14 protein-coding genes are annotated in these 14102 nt (G+C 65.7%); 12 read left to right on the forward strand and 2 right to left on the reverse strand.

What is annotated here, in order from left to right; all coding sequences use genetic code 11:
- Positions 1-43 precede the first annotated feature (43 nt).
- Genes ACSQ24_RS27700 through ACSQ24_RS27725 form a run of 6 tightly spaced genes read left to right on the forward strand, consistent with a single transcriptional unit; the run spans position 44 to position 5261 of the window.
- Positions 44-955: a substrate-binding periplasmic protein gene (locus tag ACSQ24_RS27700; RefSeq protein WP_436098005.1), complete on the forward strand. Its 912-nt coding sequence runs from the start codon at positions 44-46 to the stop codon at positions 953-955.
- A 29-nt stretch (positions 956-984) separates the two neighbouring features.
- On the forward strand, positions 985-2589 hold the full coding sequence (locus ACSQ24_RS27705; RefSeq protein ID WP_436098006.1) for an FAD-dependent oxidoreductase: 1605 nt from the start codon (positions 985-987) through the stop codon (positions 2587-2589).
- Positions 2586-3254 carry an amino acid ABC transporter permease gene (locus tag ACSQ24_RS27710; protein WP_436098007.1) on the forward strand — a complete coding sequence of 223 codons (669 nt, stop codon included), beginning with the start codon at positions 2586-2588 and terminating at the stop codon, positions 3252-3254. The genes ACSQ24_RS27705 and ACSQ24_RS27710 overlap by 4 nt, the downstream gene beginning before the upstream one ends.
- The gene (locus ACSQ24_RS27715; RefSeq protein WP_436098008.1) at positions 3251-3928 is read left to right on the forward strand and encodes an amino acid ABC transporter permease; all 678 of its coding nucleotides are present in this window, start codon (positions 3251-3253) and stop codon (positions 3926-3928) included. The genes ACSQ24_RS27710 and ACSQ24_RS27715 overlap by 4 nt, the downstream gene beginning before the upstream one ends.
- 15 nt (positions 3929-3943) lie before the next feature.
- Complete coding sequence (gene pcaG, locus ACSQ24_RS27720; protein ID WP_436098009.1) at positions 3944-4573, forward strand: protocatechuate 3,4-dioxygenase subunit alpha; 630 nt, start codon at positions 3944-3946, stop codon at positions 4571-4573.
- Positions 4574-4589: 16 nt separating this feature from the next.
- Positions 4590-5261, forward strand: coding sequence for a protocatechuate 3,4-dioxygenase subunit beta (locus tag ACSQ24_RS27725; RefSeq protein ID WP_436098010.1), 672 nt, complete (start codon positions 4590-4592; stop codon positions 5259-5261).
- 519 nt (positions 5262-5780) lie between these two features.
- On the opposite strand, the gene ACSQ24_RS27730 is transcribed toward ACSQ24_RS27725, so the two are convergent.
- Positions 5781-6491, reverse strand: coding sequence for a GntR family transcriptional regulator (locus ACSQ24_RS27730; protein WP_436098011.1), 711 nt, complete (start codon positions 6489-6491; stop codon positions 5781-5783).
- 326 nt (positions 6492-6817) lie between these two features.
- Here ACSQ24_RS27730 and ACSQ24_RS27735 point away from each other — a divergent pair, with 326 nt between their 5' ends.
- From ACSQ24_RS27735 to ACSQ24_RS27760, 6 genes are all read left to right on the forward strand, one after another.
- Entirely contained in the window at positions 6818-7930 is a 1113-nt protein-coding gene (locus ACSQ24_RS27735) for an ABC transporter ATP-binding protein (protein WP_436098012.1), read from the forward strand.
- Between the two features lie 23 nt (positions 7931-7953).
- Positions 7954-8994 carry an extracellular solute-binding protein gene (locus ACSQ24_RS27740; RefSeq protein WP_436098013.1) on the forward strand — a complete coding sequence of 347 codons (1041 nt, stop codon included), beginning with the start codon at positions 7954-7956 and terminating at the stop codon, positions 8992-8994.
- Positions 8995-9014: 20 nt separating this feature from the next.
- Entirely contained in the window at positions 9015-9845 is an 831-nt protein-coding gene (locus tag ACSQ24_RS27745; RefSeq protein ID WP_436098014.1) for an ABC transporter permease, read from the forward strand.
- Positions 9838-10653 carry an ABC transporter permease gene (locus ACSQ24_RS27750; RefSeq protein ID WP_436098015.1) on the forward strand — a complete coding sequence of 272 codons (816 nt, stop codon included), beginning with the start codon at positions 9838-9840 and terminating at the stop codon, positions 10651-10653. The genes ACSQ24_RS27745 and ACSQ24_RS27750 overlap by 8 nt, the downstream gene beginning before the upstream one ends.
- 47 nt (positions 10654-10700) lie before the next feature.
- Positions 10701-12107, forward strand: coding sequence for a M24 family metallopeptidase (locus ACSQ24_RS27755; RefSeq protein WP_436098187.1), 1407 nt, complete (start codon positions 10701-10703; stop codon positions 12105-12107).
- 201 nt (positions 12108-12308) lie between these two features.
- Positions 12309-13019 (forward strand): flavin reductase family protein, encoded by a 711-nt coding sequence (locus ACSQ24_RS27760; protein WP_436098016.1) that lies wholly within the window; start codon positions 12309-12311, stop codon positions 13017-13019.
- Positions 13020-13194: 175 nt separating this feature from the next.
- On the opposite strand, the gene ACSQ24_RS27765 is transcribed toward ACSQ24_RS27760, so the two are convergent.
- Entirely contained in the window at positions 13195-14097 is a 903-nt protein-coding gene (locus ACSQ24_RS27765) for a LysR family transcriptional regulator (protein WP_436098017.1), read from the reverse strand.
- Positions 14098-14102: the final 5 nt, after the last annotated feature.

Consider the following 14102-nt stretch of genomic DNA (forward strand, 5'->3'; position numbering starts at 1 on the left):
ACAGCCAAGCAACCCAACAACGCAAAAACGAAAGGGGATACTGATGACCGACCTCAACGCCACTGCCGCCGCCAGCCGCCGCTCGCTCCTGCTCGCCGGAGGCCTTGTCGGCGCCGGCGCCGCCCTGGCCGCAAACCTCGCGCGGCCAACCGCCGCGCAGGCGCAAGCGCCGGCGAACGAAGCGCTGATCGACAAGTGGATCCGGACTAAGAAGATCACCTTGGGCTACGAGTTTGGCACGCCGCCCATGCAGTATCGCGATCCGACCACCAATGAGCCGGCCGGTTATACGATCGAGCTCACCAAGCTGCTCGCCGCCGATCTCGGCGAAGGCATCACGATCGACTATGTCGAGGTTCCGTTCGGACAGCTCTTCTCGCTGCTGGAATCGGGGCGCTGCGACATGATCGAGCCGGTGACGAACCTGCCGGCACGCGCGTTGCGCGGCGATTTCACGCCCATCCCGGCGTTTTATGCGCCGGTCTATGTCGGCCTGAAGCCGAATTCGACCGCGCAGAAGCCCGAAGATCTGAACGCCGAAAACATCCGCTTCGCTACGCTCCAGGGCACTTCGCAGCTCGCCGTTGCGCGGCGCACCTTCCCGAAGGCGCAGTTCGCCTCCTTCCCCTCGGCGACCGACGCCATCAACGAAGTTGCGTCCGGGCGCGCCGATGCGACCGTGCAATCCTCGTCGAGCATCGTGCGGGCGCTGGATGCCGGCGCGCGCATCAAGCTGCTGCCGACCGGCGCGCTCTATCTGGAAAGCGTCAGCTTCTTCATGCGCCAGGGCGATCCCCGGACGCTGAACTGGATGAGCAACTGGATCGGCTACCACGCCTCGATCGGCACCCTGGCGACGCTCTATGAGCGCTTCGTCGGGACTGCCAGCCGCGAGAAGTACAAGCTCCAGACGGTCGCCGTCGGCCCCGCTGGCCAGCCGATCCGCTCGAACTGACCGACCTGCCACGGAAGCCGGCCATCCCGATGCTCCCAGAAGCCACGCCCGATCTCGTCGTCGTTGGATCCGGTGCCGCCGGCCTGATGGCCGCGCTGTCGGCGGCTGTCGCGGGCGCGAAAGTTCTCATTCTCGAGCGCTCGCCCCTCATCGGCGGCACCAGCGCGATCTCGGGGGGCCAGATCTGGTCGCCGCTCAACGCGCTGATGGAGCGGGCCGGCGCGGCCGACGATCGCGACGAGGCGCTGGACTATCTGTCACGCGTGACACTCGGCGCTGTCGGGGAAGAACGGCTGTCGCACTACCTCGACGCATCGCCCGCCCTGCTTGAATGCCTGGAAGCTTGGACGGAGTTGCGCTTCTTCCAGATCGAGCGTCCCGACTACCACCCGGACTTCCTCGGGGCACGCGACGGCCGCGCGTTCGAGCCACTGCCCTACGACACTACCCGGCTCGGCGAATGGCGCAGCCGGATCCGCACCTCGCCGCTGCGAGGGCCGGCAACGTCACGCGAACTGCGTGCTGGATTGAACCCCGATCTTCTCGCCGAGCGTCGAGCCAGGGATGTGCGCACGCAGGGCGCCGGCCTGGTCGCGGGCCTGGTTCAGGCCTGCCTCGACCGGGGCGTCGCCTTTGAGAGTGACATCCGCATCACCGATCTCATGCTGGAAGGCGGCGCCGTGCGCGGCTGCCGCACGAGCGAGGGGCACACCATCCGCAGCCATTCGGGCGTCATGCTCGCAAGCGGCGGCTTCGAATGGAGCGATGCCCTCAAGGATGCCTTTCTGGCGCCGGCCGACCGCGCGCCGACCTCGCCCCCCTGGAACGAAGGTGATGGCCTGCTGATGGGTCTGCGCCTGGGCGCCGGCGTCGCGCATATGACGGAAGCATGGTGGACGGCCGCCGTGCAGGTGCCTGGCGAGCAGTGGGATGGCCGTCCCATGACCCGCAACATCGTCCGCGAGCTTGCCTTGCCTGGATCGATCCTCGTCAACGACGCCGGTCAGCGCTTCGTCAACGAGGCGAGCTCCTATCATGACCTCGGCAAGACCTTTCAGCATTTCGATCCGGGCGGCTATCGTCATCCCAACCAGGCGGCCTGGCTCATCTTCGACGCGCGCTTCAAGCGCCGCTACCAGATCGTCAACGTCGCCGCGGCAGCGCCTGCGCCTGACTGGTTCAGGCAAGCCGATACGCTGGCCGAACTCGCGGCAAACGTGGGCATCGCGCCCGGCGGACTTGAGTCAACCATTCGGCGCTTCAACGCGGCCGCACGCGATGGGCAGGATCCCGAATTCAGGCGCGGCGCCGACCGGCATGGCCTCGCCTATGGCGACCCGGAGCACGGGCCCAACCCTTGCCTCGCACCGCTGACCGAGCCGCCGTTCTTTGCCATCCCCATCCTCCACGGCAACAACGGGACCAAGGGCGGCCTGACGACGGATGGTCAGGGGCGCGTGGTTCGGTTTGACGGGAGCGTCATCGCCGGGCTCTACGCCTGCGGCAACGTCGCAGCCGGTCCGATGGGACCGGGCTACCCCGGAACGGGTGGTTCGTTGGGGCCGGCCATGACCGAGGCCGTGGTCGCCGGCAGGGCCGCCGCTACCGCAGCCGGCATGAAGGCGCACGCATGAACCGAGCCATTCAACTCGACTGGAATTTCGTCCTTGATCGATGGCCCTTGCTGGCGAAGGGCGTCGTTCTCGATCTCTACATGGCCATCGTCGGCACGATCGCCGCCTGCATGCTCGGGCTGCTGATCCAGAGCGCGCGCGGCAGCTCGTGGGCACTCCTGTCGCGCACGGCCTACGGCTTCACGCAGATCACGCGCGGCATCCCCTTCTACGTTCTGCTGCTCTGGCTCTATTTCGGCGTCGCGAGCTATTTTGATCTGGCGCTGAGCGCAGTGACCTGCACCATCATCGCGCTCGCGATCACCGATTCCGGCAAGACAGCCGAAATCTTCCGCGGCGGCTTCCTGAGTATCGACGCAGGCCAGCTCGAAGCCTCGGACGCGATCGGGCTCAGCCATCGCCATCGCTATTTCGACGTCCTGCTACCTCAGGTGATCCGGGTCGTCATTCCTCCGCTCGGCAACGTCTTCGTCGGCCAGATCAAGGGCGCGACCTTCGCCGCAGCGATTGCGGTGCCCGAGATGGTCTTCCAGGCGCAGGAGATGAGCGTCGCCTTCTACCGGCCTTTCGAGGCGTTCGCCGCGGTCGCCATCATCTTGATCACGGTCGTCTTAGGGTTCTCGCTCGTATTCCTCGCCGCCGAACGCGCCCTGAGGTTGCCATGACCGCGTTCCTCGCAGAGCTCCAGGCACAGTGGCTGCCCGTTTGGGTCAAGCTTCCCGCGCTGCTGATCGGCTTGCGTTATACGGCGATCGTCGCCGTTACGTCGTTCGTCGCGTCGCTGCTGCTGGGTCTCGTCGTGGCCGTGCTGCGGCGTTCGTCGGCGGGCTGGCTGCAGGCCATCGCCTTCCTCTACATCCAGCTCTTCCGCTCGCTATCGCTCTATGTCTACATCCTGTTCATCTATTTCGGACTAGCCGCCTTCCTGGGGCTCGCGATCACCCCGCTCACGGCAGCGATTATTTCCGTGACCCTGCTGAACAGCGCATATGTCGCCGAAATCTATCGATCGGCGCTGGACAGTGTCGACCCAGGGCAGGTCGAAGCCTCGACGGCGCTCGGCCTGTCGCGGCGGCATGCCTTCCTCGACGTCGTGCTGCCACAGGCGATGCGGACGGCGCTCCCCGCGCTCGCCAACCAGCTGATCATCGTCGTCAAGGATTCCTCGATCGTCGGCGTCATCGGGGTCGCCGACATCATGTACGAGGCTCAGCGCGCCGCGAGCGTGTCCTATCGGCAGTTCGAGTTCCTGACGGCCGTGGCGGGCATATACATCGCCATCGTCTTCGCCCTGTCCTGGCTGACGGGCCTCGTCGAGCGCCGGCTGAAGACGCCCTGACAACGGAGCAACGACATGAGCAGCCGGTCTCATTCCAGCAACCGTCTGACACCACTGGCGGAGGACACGGTCGGTCCTTATTACCCATATTCCTTCCTCGACGGCGACCGTAGCGACCTCACGCGGCTCCATCACGGGCTCAGCGTCAGCCCGCAGGGCAAGCCGATCATCCTGCGCGGACGCCTTATCGATTGCGAGGGACAGCCTGTCGACGACGCGCTGCTGGAGTTCTGGCAGGCGAACGCCGCTGGTGTCTTGCGCACGCCGGACATCCAGGATGACACACTGCTTGACCCCTATTTCGACGGGTTCGGCCGGCTTATTACGACCTTGGAACCGTTCACGTTCAAGACCGTCAAGCCAGGCGCGATCGCGGCCGGCAAGGGCATTGCCGCGCGCGCGCCGCACATCACGGTGACGATCTTCTCCGACGGCATCACCCGTCTGGTGACGCAGATCTTCTTCGGCGACGAGGCCGAGGCCAACGCGCGCGACCCGCTGCTCGAGAGCCTGCCCGCGGAGCTGCGCGACCGGCTTGTCGCCAGGCTAACGTCCGCCCCGAGCGACGGTCCTGCGATCTACGAGATCGCGATCGTGATGCGCGGCGCCGGCGAGACACCCTTCTTCGACGACCTTTCGAGCTGACGAGCGGAGCAAGCCCATGTTGATGAACCGCGGACGCCTGATGCTGCCTGGACCGACCGACGGGTCGGCGGAACGGCGCGTGCCGACCGAACGCCTGCATCTCATCCCAGAGGCGGCGCGCCTGAGCTTCGTCCCGTGGGTCTCTGATCTGCCCGGCCTCAAAATCGGCGAGAACGACCTGACCCGGATCGCGCCCGGTCGTCCGCAGGCGGAAGGCGAGGTCATCGAGATCTCGGGCCACGTCTTCGACGAATTCGGCCGCCCCGTTCGCAACACGCTGGTCGAGATCTGGAACGCGAACAAATGGGGCCGCTACACTCATGTGAAAGACCCCCTTCGGGAGCGCCTCGATCCAAACTTCCTCGGCTTCGGCCGCACGATGACAGACGATCAGGGCGCCTACCGCTTCCGCACGATCCGGCCCGGCTCCTATCTGGCGCGCCCTGACATCGGCCGCTGGCGGCCGTCCCATGTGCATGTCTCGATCCGCGGCGGCTCGGCGCGGCTGATTGCGCAGATGTATTTCGAGGGCGACCCCAATCTCGCCCGCGACCCGATGTTCATCCTGTTGGGTGACGCGCAGCCGCGGCATTTCGGACAGCCCGCCGGGCAGGGCGTCAATGGCGAAACCCTGTATCGATGGGACATCGTGATCGGTGGGCGCAACACGAGCTATTTCGAGAGCTGATCGTGCGGCGGATAGAAGCAATGGCGATTGAGAACTCCAGACGTCTGGTCACCGACCTCGCCAACTCGCAATGCGTCAGATAGCGTAACACATTGAATTTAATGCATAAATCCTGATCACAGAACTACGAATCTGAGGGTCAGAGGTTCGAATCCTTTCGGGCGCGCCATTTTTTTGTATTTCAACGGATTAGTTGACCATTGGGCGAGCTGCGTTTGCGCGAGGCGAGGCGTCCGTAAGCAGTGGAGCTCGCTTTGCCACCAACTAAGTGACGCCAATTGGCGCACACTTCGCCTTGGATTCATTCGTTTTCTGCGGAAGTGATCGTCCGACGATCCAGCGACACGATTGAGCGTTGCCCGCGAAGGCAGCACTCAGCCGGTTCGGTTCATCCTGAGTTTGGCGGTATGCGCCGATAGCCGACGTCGAAGCTTGCCCTGGACCGGACATTCGTGATCGATCGGGATGAGTGCCGCTTCCCAGCTGGTCGTGGACGCCAGCTCCTCGCTCCAGGTGACTCTAAGAGCGCGCCGAAAAACGCTCCAGCACCGCAGTCAGATTATGGCTTTCGCCCTGAGCCTCGTCGAGCACAAGCCGGTTCTCGAGGTCGTCGAGGTGCTCGCTCATCTGAGCGACCGCACCTGCCTTGTCCCCGCGAGCCACCGCTTCGATGATCTGACGATGATGATCGGCGCCGCACTGATCGCCATTCTTGCGCCGGTATAGGGCATCGACCAGCGAAATCCTTGCGAGAACCTTCTCCAGCAGTTCGAGCAGCACCGCGTTGCCGCTGAGTCTGGCCAGCTCGACGTGAAAGCGGCCGGCGAGCCGGGACTTCGCAGCGGCATCGGGAGCAGCGTGAATGCGCTCCTCCTCGATCGTGAGCTCCTCCAATGCTGCAATCTGTTTTGGGTCAGCGCGTTCGCAGGCACGCTCCAGCATCAGCAATTCGAGGCTACGTCGGGCCTCCAGAAGGGTACGCGCCTCCTCGATGCCGGGTTCCGCGACGAAGGCGCCGCGGTAGCGCTTGCGTTCGACGATGTGATCGCGCTGCAGCACTGCGATCGCACCGCGAACGACCGTCCGGCTCACGCCGAAATGCGCGCCGATCACGTCCTCGGGAAGCTTCATGCCCGGCCGGAGCGCTCCTTCGGCGATCGCCTCCGACAGCGTGTCGCAGATGCGCACGACGATGTCGTCGCCGGACACATCGCTGCCGCGCTCGTTCATTTTGCTTCCCCGGCTGCCGTCATCATGCCGATCACAGATAGCGTCCCAAGGCATCACGATACAGCCCGTTTAATGCGCAGCGTGTCGAATTTTGTGCAACCAAAATTGGTTTCAAATATAAAAACAGTTTTGTTTTTTAGCTTGATACCTACGGCAGAAACATATTTTTGATATTCTTTTCAGAGCGTTAGCGCGGCCTTTTCGGCATTCCGTCATTGGTTGGCATGCGCCTTGCCAAGCACTCTTCGGGAATCGCAGAGAGACGAGCGCTGGCGATCATCGCGGATGGTCAATGCGTTCGATCGCAAACGATCGGATGGCGCAGCATGTCGATGGCGGCCGAGACGAACCAGGAGGCTTCTGCGCCGCGGCTCGGACAGCGTCTCGCCGTGGCAGGCGTCAGCCACGCCTATGCCGGGGCGGCAGCCATCGAGGATGTCGGCTTCGAGGTTCCGGCCGGAACCATCGCCGCGATCCTGGGACCGAGCGGCTGCGGCAAGTCGACCATGCTGCGCGTCATTGCCGGGCTTTTGCGCCCGGCCGAGGGGTCCGTGCGGATTGGCGAGCGCGACGTCTCAAATGTCCCGGCGCGCGAGCGCAGCGTCGGCATGGTCTTCCAGAACTATGCGCTTTTTCCGCATCTCACGGTTGCCGAGAACATTGCCTACGGCCTGTCGCGCATTCCGCGGGCGGAACGCCGCGAGCGTGTCGACGAGATGCTCAGGCTGGTGCGGCTCGCCCCGTTTGCAGATCGCTTGCCGCGGCAGCTCTCCGGCGGGCAGCAGCAGCGGGTCGCAGTTGCGCGTGCCTTGGCGCCGAGCCCGGCCATCATGCTGCTCGACGAGCCTTTCGCGGCGCTCGATCGCGGCCTGCGGGCCGATCTGCAGTTTGAGTTCGTCCGGCTCCAGCGCAGCCTGGGCATTACGGCGATCATCGTGACGCATGACCAGGACGAGGCGCAGTCGGTCGCCGACCGGCTGATCGTCATGAACCGGGGCCGCGTCGAACAGGCGGGCCGGCCGGCTGAGCTCTACGATCGTCCGGCGAGCCTGTTCGTCAACGGCTTCGTCGGCCACGCCTCGCTGCTCGATGCCATCGTCGAGACGGATGCCGGTGGCACCAGCCTGTTGCGGCTGAGCTCCGGCGCCATGCTGCCGATGCCCGCTCCGGTTGGGTTCGTGCCGGGCTCGCCCGTCGTGCTCGCGGTCAGGCCCGAGCACGTGATGCTTCGGGCGGGTCCAGCCGCCGGCGCCCTGCCTGCGAAGCGCATGCTCTCCGTCCCCCAGGGACCGCTGATGATGCACGACCTTCTGGTCGCCGGCACGCATCAGGTCCGCGCCGCCGAAAACCGCGTGCCCGGATCCTCGACCGACAACCTGCCGGAAGACGTCTTCGTGACCTTCGCTCTCGATCGCTGCCGCCTGTTCCCTGCTCCCTGACCGCCATCAGAAGGATCGCCGCCATGACCAGCCATCCGTTCAGCCGTCGTCAATTCACCGCCGGCCTTGCCAGCCTCCCGGCACTGGGGCTGCTGTCGCCGGAGTCCGTTCGCGCGGCAGGCTCCGTCGTCGCCGCCTCGTTTCCCAACGCCTGGGAGGACGCCTACCGCAAGATCGTCGCGCCGCTCGTCCAGGCGCAAGGGACCGAGCTCGTGGTCGCGCCGGCACTGGCGCAGGACCAGCTCGCCAAGCTGCTGGCCAACCCCTCCAAGCCGCCCTTCGATGCATTGCTGATGTCGCCGGGCCAGACGGCGGAGGCGGCGTCGCGCGGGCTGATCGAGAAGATCGACCCATCGAAGCTGAAGAACTGGGGCAGGCTCGGCGCCGCCGCCCGAACCGAATACGGGCCGAACGTCACCGTCGAGATCAACGGCATCGCCTACAACCCAAGCCTGGTGCCCAAGCCCGCCGGGTACAAGGATCTCTTCGAGAACCGCGCTTATGACGGCAAGGTCGCCTGGATCGGCTTCGGCTCCAACACCGCGACCATGGCCTGGGTCGAGATCGCCAAGCTCTATGGCGGCGGCGAGGACGACATGGCGCCGGTCTTCAAGCTGCTCGCCGCGCATCTGCCGAAGATCGGCGCCATCGCCAATAATGGCAGCCAGCAGATGACGATGTTCCAGCAGGGCGAGATCGCCGTCTTCATGGCGAGCACCGGCAATGTCGCGCGCCTCAAATCGCTCGGCGTGCCCTGCGAATTCGTCCATCCCGCCAGCGGCTCGCCCAGCGTTCCCGTGACGATCCACCTCGCCAAGGGCGCGGCCAATCCCGAGGGCGTCTACCAATACATGGATGCGGCAATCTCGGCCGACGCGCAGGCAAAGCTCGCCTTGCCGCCGACCGAGATGATCCCGACCAACGGGGACGTGCCGCTGCCTCCCGGCATCAAGGCCTTCGTCTCGGACGAGCAGATGAAGACGCTGGTCTATCCCGACTGGGCGAAAATCAACGCCAAGCGCGCCGCCTGGACGGCCGAGTTTGACCGCGTCGTCCGCAAGTAACGGACGGAGGCGAGCGCACGATGAACCGCAACGCACTGCCATTCCTGCTGCCCATGCTGGCATTGTCGCTGGCAGGGTTCCTCGTGCCGCTCGCTCTGCTCGGGGTCTTCAGCCTCGTCGACACCTCCGGCGCGCCGACGCTGGAGAATTATCGGCGCCTGTTCGCCGACCCGTTCATCCTGAGTGTCCTGGTCGACACGCTGGGGCTCGGTGCGAAAGTGGTCGCGCTGACCACGCTCATCGCCCTGCCGATCGTGCTGCTTTATTGGCATGCCGGCCCGAGGATGCGTCGCGTCATCGTCTTCCTGACGTTGTTGCCGATGCTGACCAGCAACGTCGTGCGCACCTTCGCCTGGATCGTCATCCTCGGCCGACTGGGGCCGATCAGCCAGGCGATGGTCGAGCTCGGCTTCTTCCCGGCGCCGCGCAGCCTCCTCTTCAACGAAACCGCGCTCGTCGTGGTGCTTGCCCAGATCGAGTTGCCGCTGCTCGTCCTGCCGGTGATCGCGGTGATGACGCGCAGCGACGGCAGTCTGGCCGCGGCCGCTGCGACGCTCGGAGCCGGCCCTTGGCGCGTCCTGTCGACGATCCTGCTGCCGATGATGGCGCCCGGCATCCTCGCCGGCTGGGTGCTGGTCTTCGCCGGCGCGACGACCTCCTATGTGACGCAGTCGGTCATCGGCGGCGCCCGGCTGATCTATCTGCCGCAGTTCGTCTATCGCGAGGTCGGCGTGCTGTTTCAGTGGCCATCGGCGGCCGCGGCAGCCTTCGTGCTGCTGGCGGCGACCAGCATCGTCATGCTGGCGATGACGGCCGCCTCCCGCCATCCGAGGCTCGCCGGCCATGCTTGACGGCTCCCGCCTATCCGATTGGGCTTACCGACTCCTCGTCTATGGCTTAGGCGGCCTCGCGATCGCCTTCATGATCGCCCCCGTGGCGGTCGGCCTCGCAATGTCGTTCACCGCGGGGCAGACGCTGAAATTCCCGCCGGACGGGCTCTCCTTGCGCTGGTACAGCGCGTTGCTCGACCCGGCGCAGTCGGCCCCGATCCACACTGCGATCCTTCACTCCGTGCAGATCGCCGTCCTGACGGTATTCGGCGCTGTGCTCGTCGCCGCACCGGCCGCCTATGGCGTGACACGGCTCAAGCCTGCAGCCTCTGCAGCCGTCGAGCCGCTGATGCTGGCGCCGCTCGTGCTGCCGAGCCTCGTCTATGGTCTCGCTGCGCTGATCGCATCGGGGCGCGCGGGCCTCAGTCCTTCCTTCGGACTCGTCGTGTTCGGCCACATCGTCGTGTTCGGTCCGCTGATGTACCGCTCATGCGCGGCGATCACCCAGCGGCTGGATCCAAGTCTGGAGGAGGTCTCGGCCCTGCTCGGGACCGGGCCGTTGCGCACATTCCTGCGCGTGACGCTGCCGCTGATGCTGCCGGGCATCCTGGCCGGCATGTTCCTCGTCTTCATGCAGTCGCTCGACAATGTCTCCGTGACGCTGTTCCTCGCCGACGCGCGCACCACGGTGCTGCCGCTGCGGATGTTCCAGATGATCGAGGAATCGCTCGACGTGCGGGTCGCTGCGATTTCCGGCCTGCTGATCGGGGCGGTTCTGCTTTGCCTCATCGTCTCCTGGCGAGCGCTCGAGCCCAAGCGCCAAGGCTAGGCATGCTTCAAAGCCAGTCTCCTGGAAGGATCACAGCCGTGACATTCATGCCGCCTGCCGGCCACCGCCGCATCGAAGCCCTGCTGGCCGATTTCGAGCCCGATTTCCAGTTCAACGCGCCTTTGCCGCTCCCGCTCGAGGAGTTCGAGGAGCGGCTGCGCAAGGTTCGCCGCGAATGCGTCGTGGCCGGGCACGACGTCCTGATCGTCCACACCGACATGATCGGCTGGTTTCACACCTCGAACGCCTATCTGCGCTATCTCTGCGACTGGATGCGCGAAGGCGTGCTGATCGTCCCGATGGACGAGGACAAGCCGCTGACGCTGCTCTCCTTCTTCACCCAGGCCGTCATCCTGCCGCCGGGCGGTGAGCCGGTCCTGGTCGATGACATCTGGCAGATCGGCGCGATCGGGCGCGAATATGCCGACCGGCCGGGCTCGTCGGTCGTCAAGACAGCCGAGGCTTGCGCCAAGCTGCTTGGCAGCCTCGTTCCCGCCCGCCCGCAGATCGGCTGGATGGGCGACGCCCGGTCTGGAGAATTCATCAGCCTGTTGAGGGAACTGGTTCCGGCCGCCAAGTTCATCGACGACAGCAGCATCATCGACCGGATGCAGCGCGTGCGCTCGCCGCGCGAGGTCGACATGTTCCGGGCGGCATCGCAGCTGATCGATATCGGCATTCAGGCCGCCTATCATGTGGCGAGGCCCGGCGTGACCGATCACGAGATCTTCGCCGCCTTCACCTACGCGCAATTGGCGCGCGGCGGTGAATCGGCTGATGGCTACCAGATCGGCGCCAACGCCTTCGGAACCCATTGCGGCAAGCCCTATGGCCACGTCATGCGGCCCGGCGATATCGCCAATCTCTACATCTCGAACGTGACCTTCCGCGGCTACAACGCCCAGACCTCCCGCATGATCGCCTTCGGCGACATCACCGATCGGCAGGAACTGGTGCTCTCTGCCTGCGAGGAAGGCGTCAAGCGCGCCGAAAAGCTGATCCGGCCCGGAGCCTTGATGAGGGACGTCAACAACGCCGCGTTCGGGCCCCTGATCGAGAAGGGGCTGCTGACCTCGCCGGAAACGCGGATCATGCCCTATAACTGGAGCACGGCCGATGATGGCGGGCCGCGGTTGATCAAGCGGCAACAGGTCAGCGCGCCCGACTGGGAGGCGCAGGGCCGTAAGTTGATGCACGTCTATCCGGCGACGCACGGCCCCCATAACCCGAATATCGGCCACGCAGTCGGGATGGCTGGGGCCGGCAACAGCTTCAACCTCGCTTCCCACAACTATGACCGCCTGGAGGAAGGGATGGTCTTCGTCCTGCACGCGCAGTGGCTGGAGCCGCTCTCGGCCGGCGCCAATCTCGGCGACTTCTACGCCGTGACGCATGACGGGTTCGAGAACCTGAGCTGCCATACGCCACTGGCAACGCACCGCGTTGCGGTTTGAACGAGGTGCGCAGTGGCTCCGTTTCCGAAACAACGAGCGTAATGATCGCGAGTTGATCAGGGTCTGGCGCGCGACGCCGCGCATGCCACCGTCTCATGAATCGTCACCTCAAGGTCGTCGTCACCCGCGCAATGATCGCTCCGCGCGGCGAGCGCGACATCCGCGAGGTCTCGTACCCTTAAGCGAAGGATTGACCGTACCGTGACCGCCGCGCTCGCGACATCAACCAGTTCCCCCGCCGTCGACATCGTCACCTTCGACTTTGCCGCGCTGACGCCGCGCGAGCGTTACAAGCTCCTGATCGGCGCCGTGGTGCCGCGCCCGATCGCGCTTGTCACCACGGTCGACAGGGCCGGGATCGTCAACGCGGCCCCGTTCTCTTTCTTCAACTGCCTCTCGGCCGATCCGGCGATCCTGGCCCTCGGCGTCGAGTACCGGCCGACCGGCGCGCAGAAGGATACCGGCCGCAATGTCCGCGAGACGCTCGCCTTCACGGTGAACATCGTTTCCGACGCGCTGGTCGCCGGCATGAATGTCTGCGCCGTGCCGTTCGAGCCAGGTACCGACGAGCTCGCTGAAGCCGGCCTTACCGCCATGCCCGGCGAAAAGGTGCCCTGCCCCTGGATTGGCGAGGCGCCGGCCGCCTTCGAATGCCGCCACCACACCACGCTCGGCATCGGCAATTCGCGCGAGATCATCTTGGGTGAGGTCGTCTACGCGCATTTCCGGGCGGATACGGTCAATGAGCGGCTGCATGTCGACCCTGCCGCGCTCGACGCGGTCGGTCGCATGGGCGGACAGGGCTACGCGACGACACGGGACTATTTCGACCTGCCGACGCTATCCGTTGACGATTGGAAGGCCGACCCGGCACGCGCGAATGCGCGCAAGCTGCCGCGAGGTCTGCGCTGAGAAAGGCTGCGGTGTACCGTTCCGCCCGGTCACTGGAAGACAACAACCTTCGTCGGGGTGCTCACGGTATGCGCCATTTACGGACATTGGCTCGCCGCCCTCAAGCGGACATCGACAGATCCGACTCACCTCATGAGTCGGCACCGGTTGAACCGAGTAGGTTGCGCAGGTCCCGTCACGGCCTTGCCTTGATGAAGTCGATGAAGGCGCGCAGCGCGGGGGGCACGAGGCGGCGGCCGGAATAGTAGAGGAACGGTCCCGAGAACGGCTGCCACCAATCCTCCAGAACCGGCTCGAGAGCGCCGCTTTCGAGATGAGGGCGCAGCCATTCCTCGAACAGCTGGATGATCCCGACACCGGCGACGGCCATCTCGACAGCAAGATCGGTGGCGCCGCCGACGCGCACCACCAATGGTCCGCGCGGCTCGACGCGCACGACGGCGCCCTCATGCTCGAACTCCCAGGGGCTTGTCACCGCGCCGCTGGCGAAGCGGCCGAGCAGGCAGGCATGGCCGAGCAGGTCCCTCGGATGCCGGGAGCGGCCATGCCGGTCGAGATAGCCCTGCGCCGCAGCCGTCGCGAAGCGCTGGACGCGCGGCCCGATCGGGACGGCGATCATGTCCTGCTCCAGGCGCTCGTCATAGCGGATGCCGGCATCGCAACCCGCGGCCACCACATCGACGAAGCTGTCGTCCGCGACGATCTCCATGCTGACATTCGGGTAGGCGGCCAGGAAGCCGGGCAGGATCGCCGGGAGCACGAGGCGGGCGGCGCTGACCGGCACATTGAGGCGAAGCGTGCCGGCAGGCTCGTCGCCCAGACTCTTCGCTACCGCGAGCGCCGCCTCCACCTCGCCGAGCGCCGGCCCCAGGCGGTCGATCAGCCGGGCTCCCGCTTCCGTCGGGGTGACGCTGCGGGTGGTGCGATGGAGCAGGCGAACGCCGAGCTCGACTTCGAAGCGGCGAACCGCCTCGCTCAGGGCAGACGCGCTGACGCCGCTGGTGCGGGCAGCGTCGCGGAAGCCGCGCGCCTGCGCCACCGCGAGGAAGGCCCTGAGATCGCTGAGGTCGGCTTTCACTGTTC

This window comes from Allobosea sp. LjRoot237 (genome assembly GCF_964253285.1).
Classification (GTDB): Bacteria; Pseudomonadota; Alphaproteobacteria; order Rhizobiales; family Beijerinckiaceae; genus Allobosea.

Coding starts and splice junctions, on each gene's coding strand:
- ACSQ24_RS27705 (WP_436098006.1), top strand. CDS start 985: ATGCTCCCAGAAGCCACGCCCGATCTCGTCGTCGTTGGATCCGGTGCC.
- ACSQ24_RS27710 (WP_436098007.1), top strand. CDS start 2,586: ATGAACCGAGCCATTCAACTCGACTGGAATTTCGTCCTTGATCGATGG.
- ACSQ24_RS27740 (WP_436098013.1), top strand. CDS start 7,954: ATGACCAGCCATCCGTTCAGCCGTCGTCAATTCACCGCCGGCCTTGCC.
- pcaG (WP_436098009.1), top strand. CDS start 3,944: ATGAGCAGCCGGTCTCATTCCAGCAACCGTCTGACACCACTGGCGGAG.
- ACSQ24_RS27735 (WP_436098012.1), top strand. CDS start 6,818: ATGTCGATGGCGGCCGAGACGAACCAGGAGGCTTCTGCGCCGCGGCTC.
- ACSQ24_RS27715 (WP_436098008.1), top strand. CDS start 3,251: ATGACCGCGTTCCTCGCAGAGCTCCAGGCACAGTGGCTGCCCGTTTGG.
- ACSQ24_RS27700 (WP_436098005.1), top strand. CDS start 44: ATGACCGACCTCAACGCCACTGCCGCCGCCAGCCGCCGCTCGCTCCTG.
- ACSQ24_RS27725 (WP_436098010.1), top strand. CDS start 4,590: ATGTTGATGAACCGCGGACGCCTGATGCTGCCTGGACCGACCGACGGG.
- ACSQ24_RS27730 (WP_436098011.1), bottom strand. CDS start 6,491: ATGAACGAGCGCGGCAGCGATGTGTCCGGCGACGACATCGTCGTGCGC.
- ACSQ24_RS27750 (WP_436098015.1), top strand. CDS start 9,838: ATGCTTGACGGCTCCCGCCTATCCGATTGGGCTTACCGACTCCTCGTC.
- ACSQ24_RS27745 (WP_436098014.1), top strand. CDS start 9,015: ATGAACCGCAACGCACTGCCATTCCTGCTGCCCATGCTGGCATTGTCG.
- ACSQ24_RS27755 (WP_436098187.1), top strand. CDS start 10,701: ATGCCGCCTGCCGGCCACCGCCGCATCGAAGCCCTGCTGGCCGATTTC.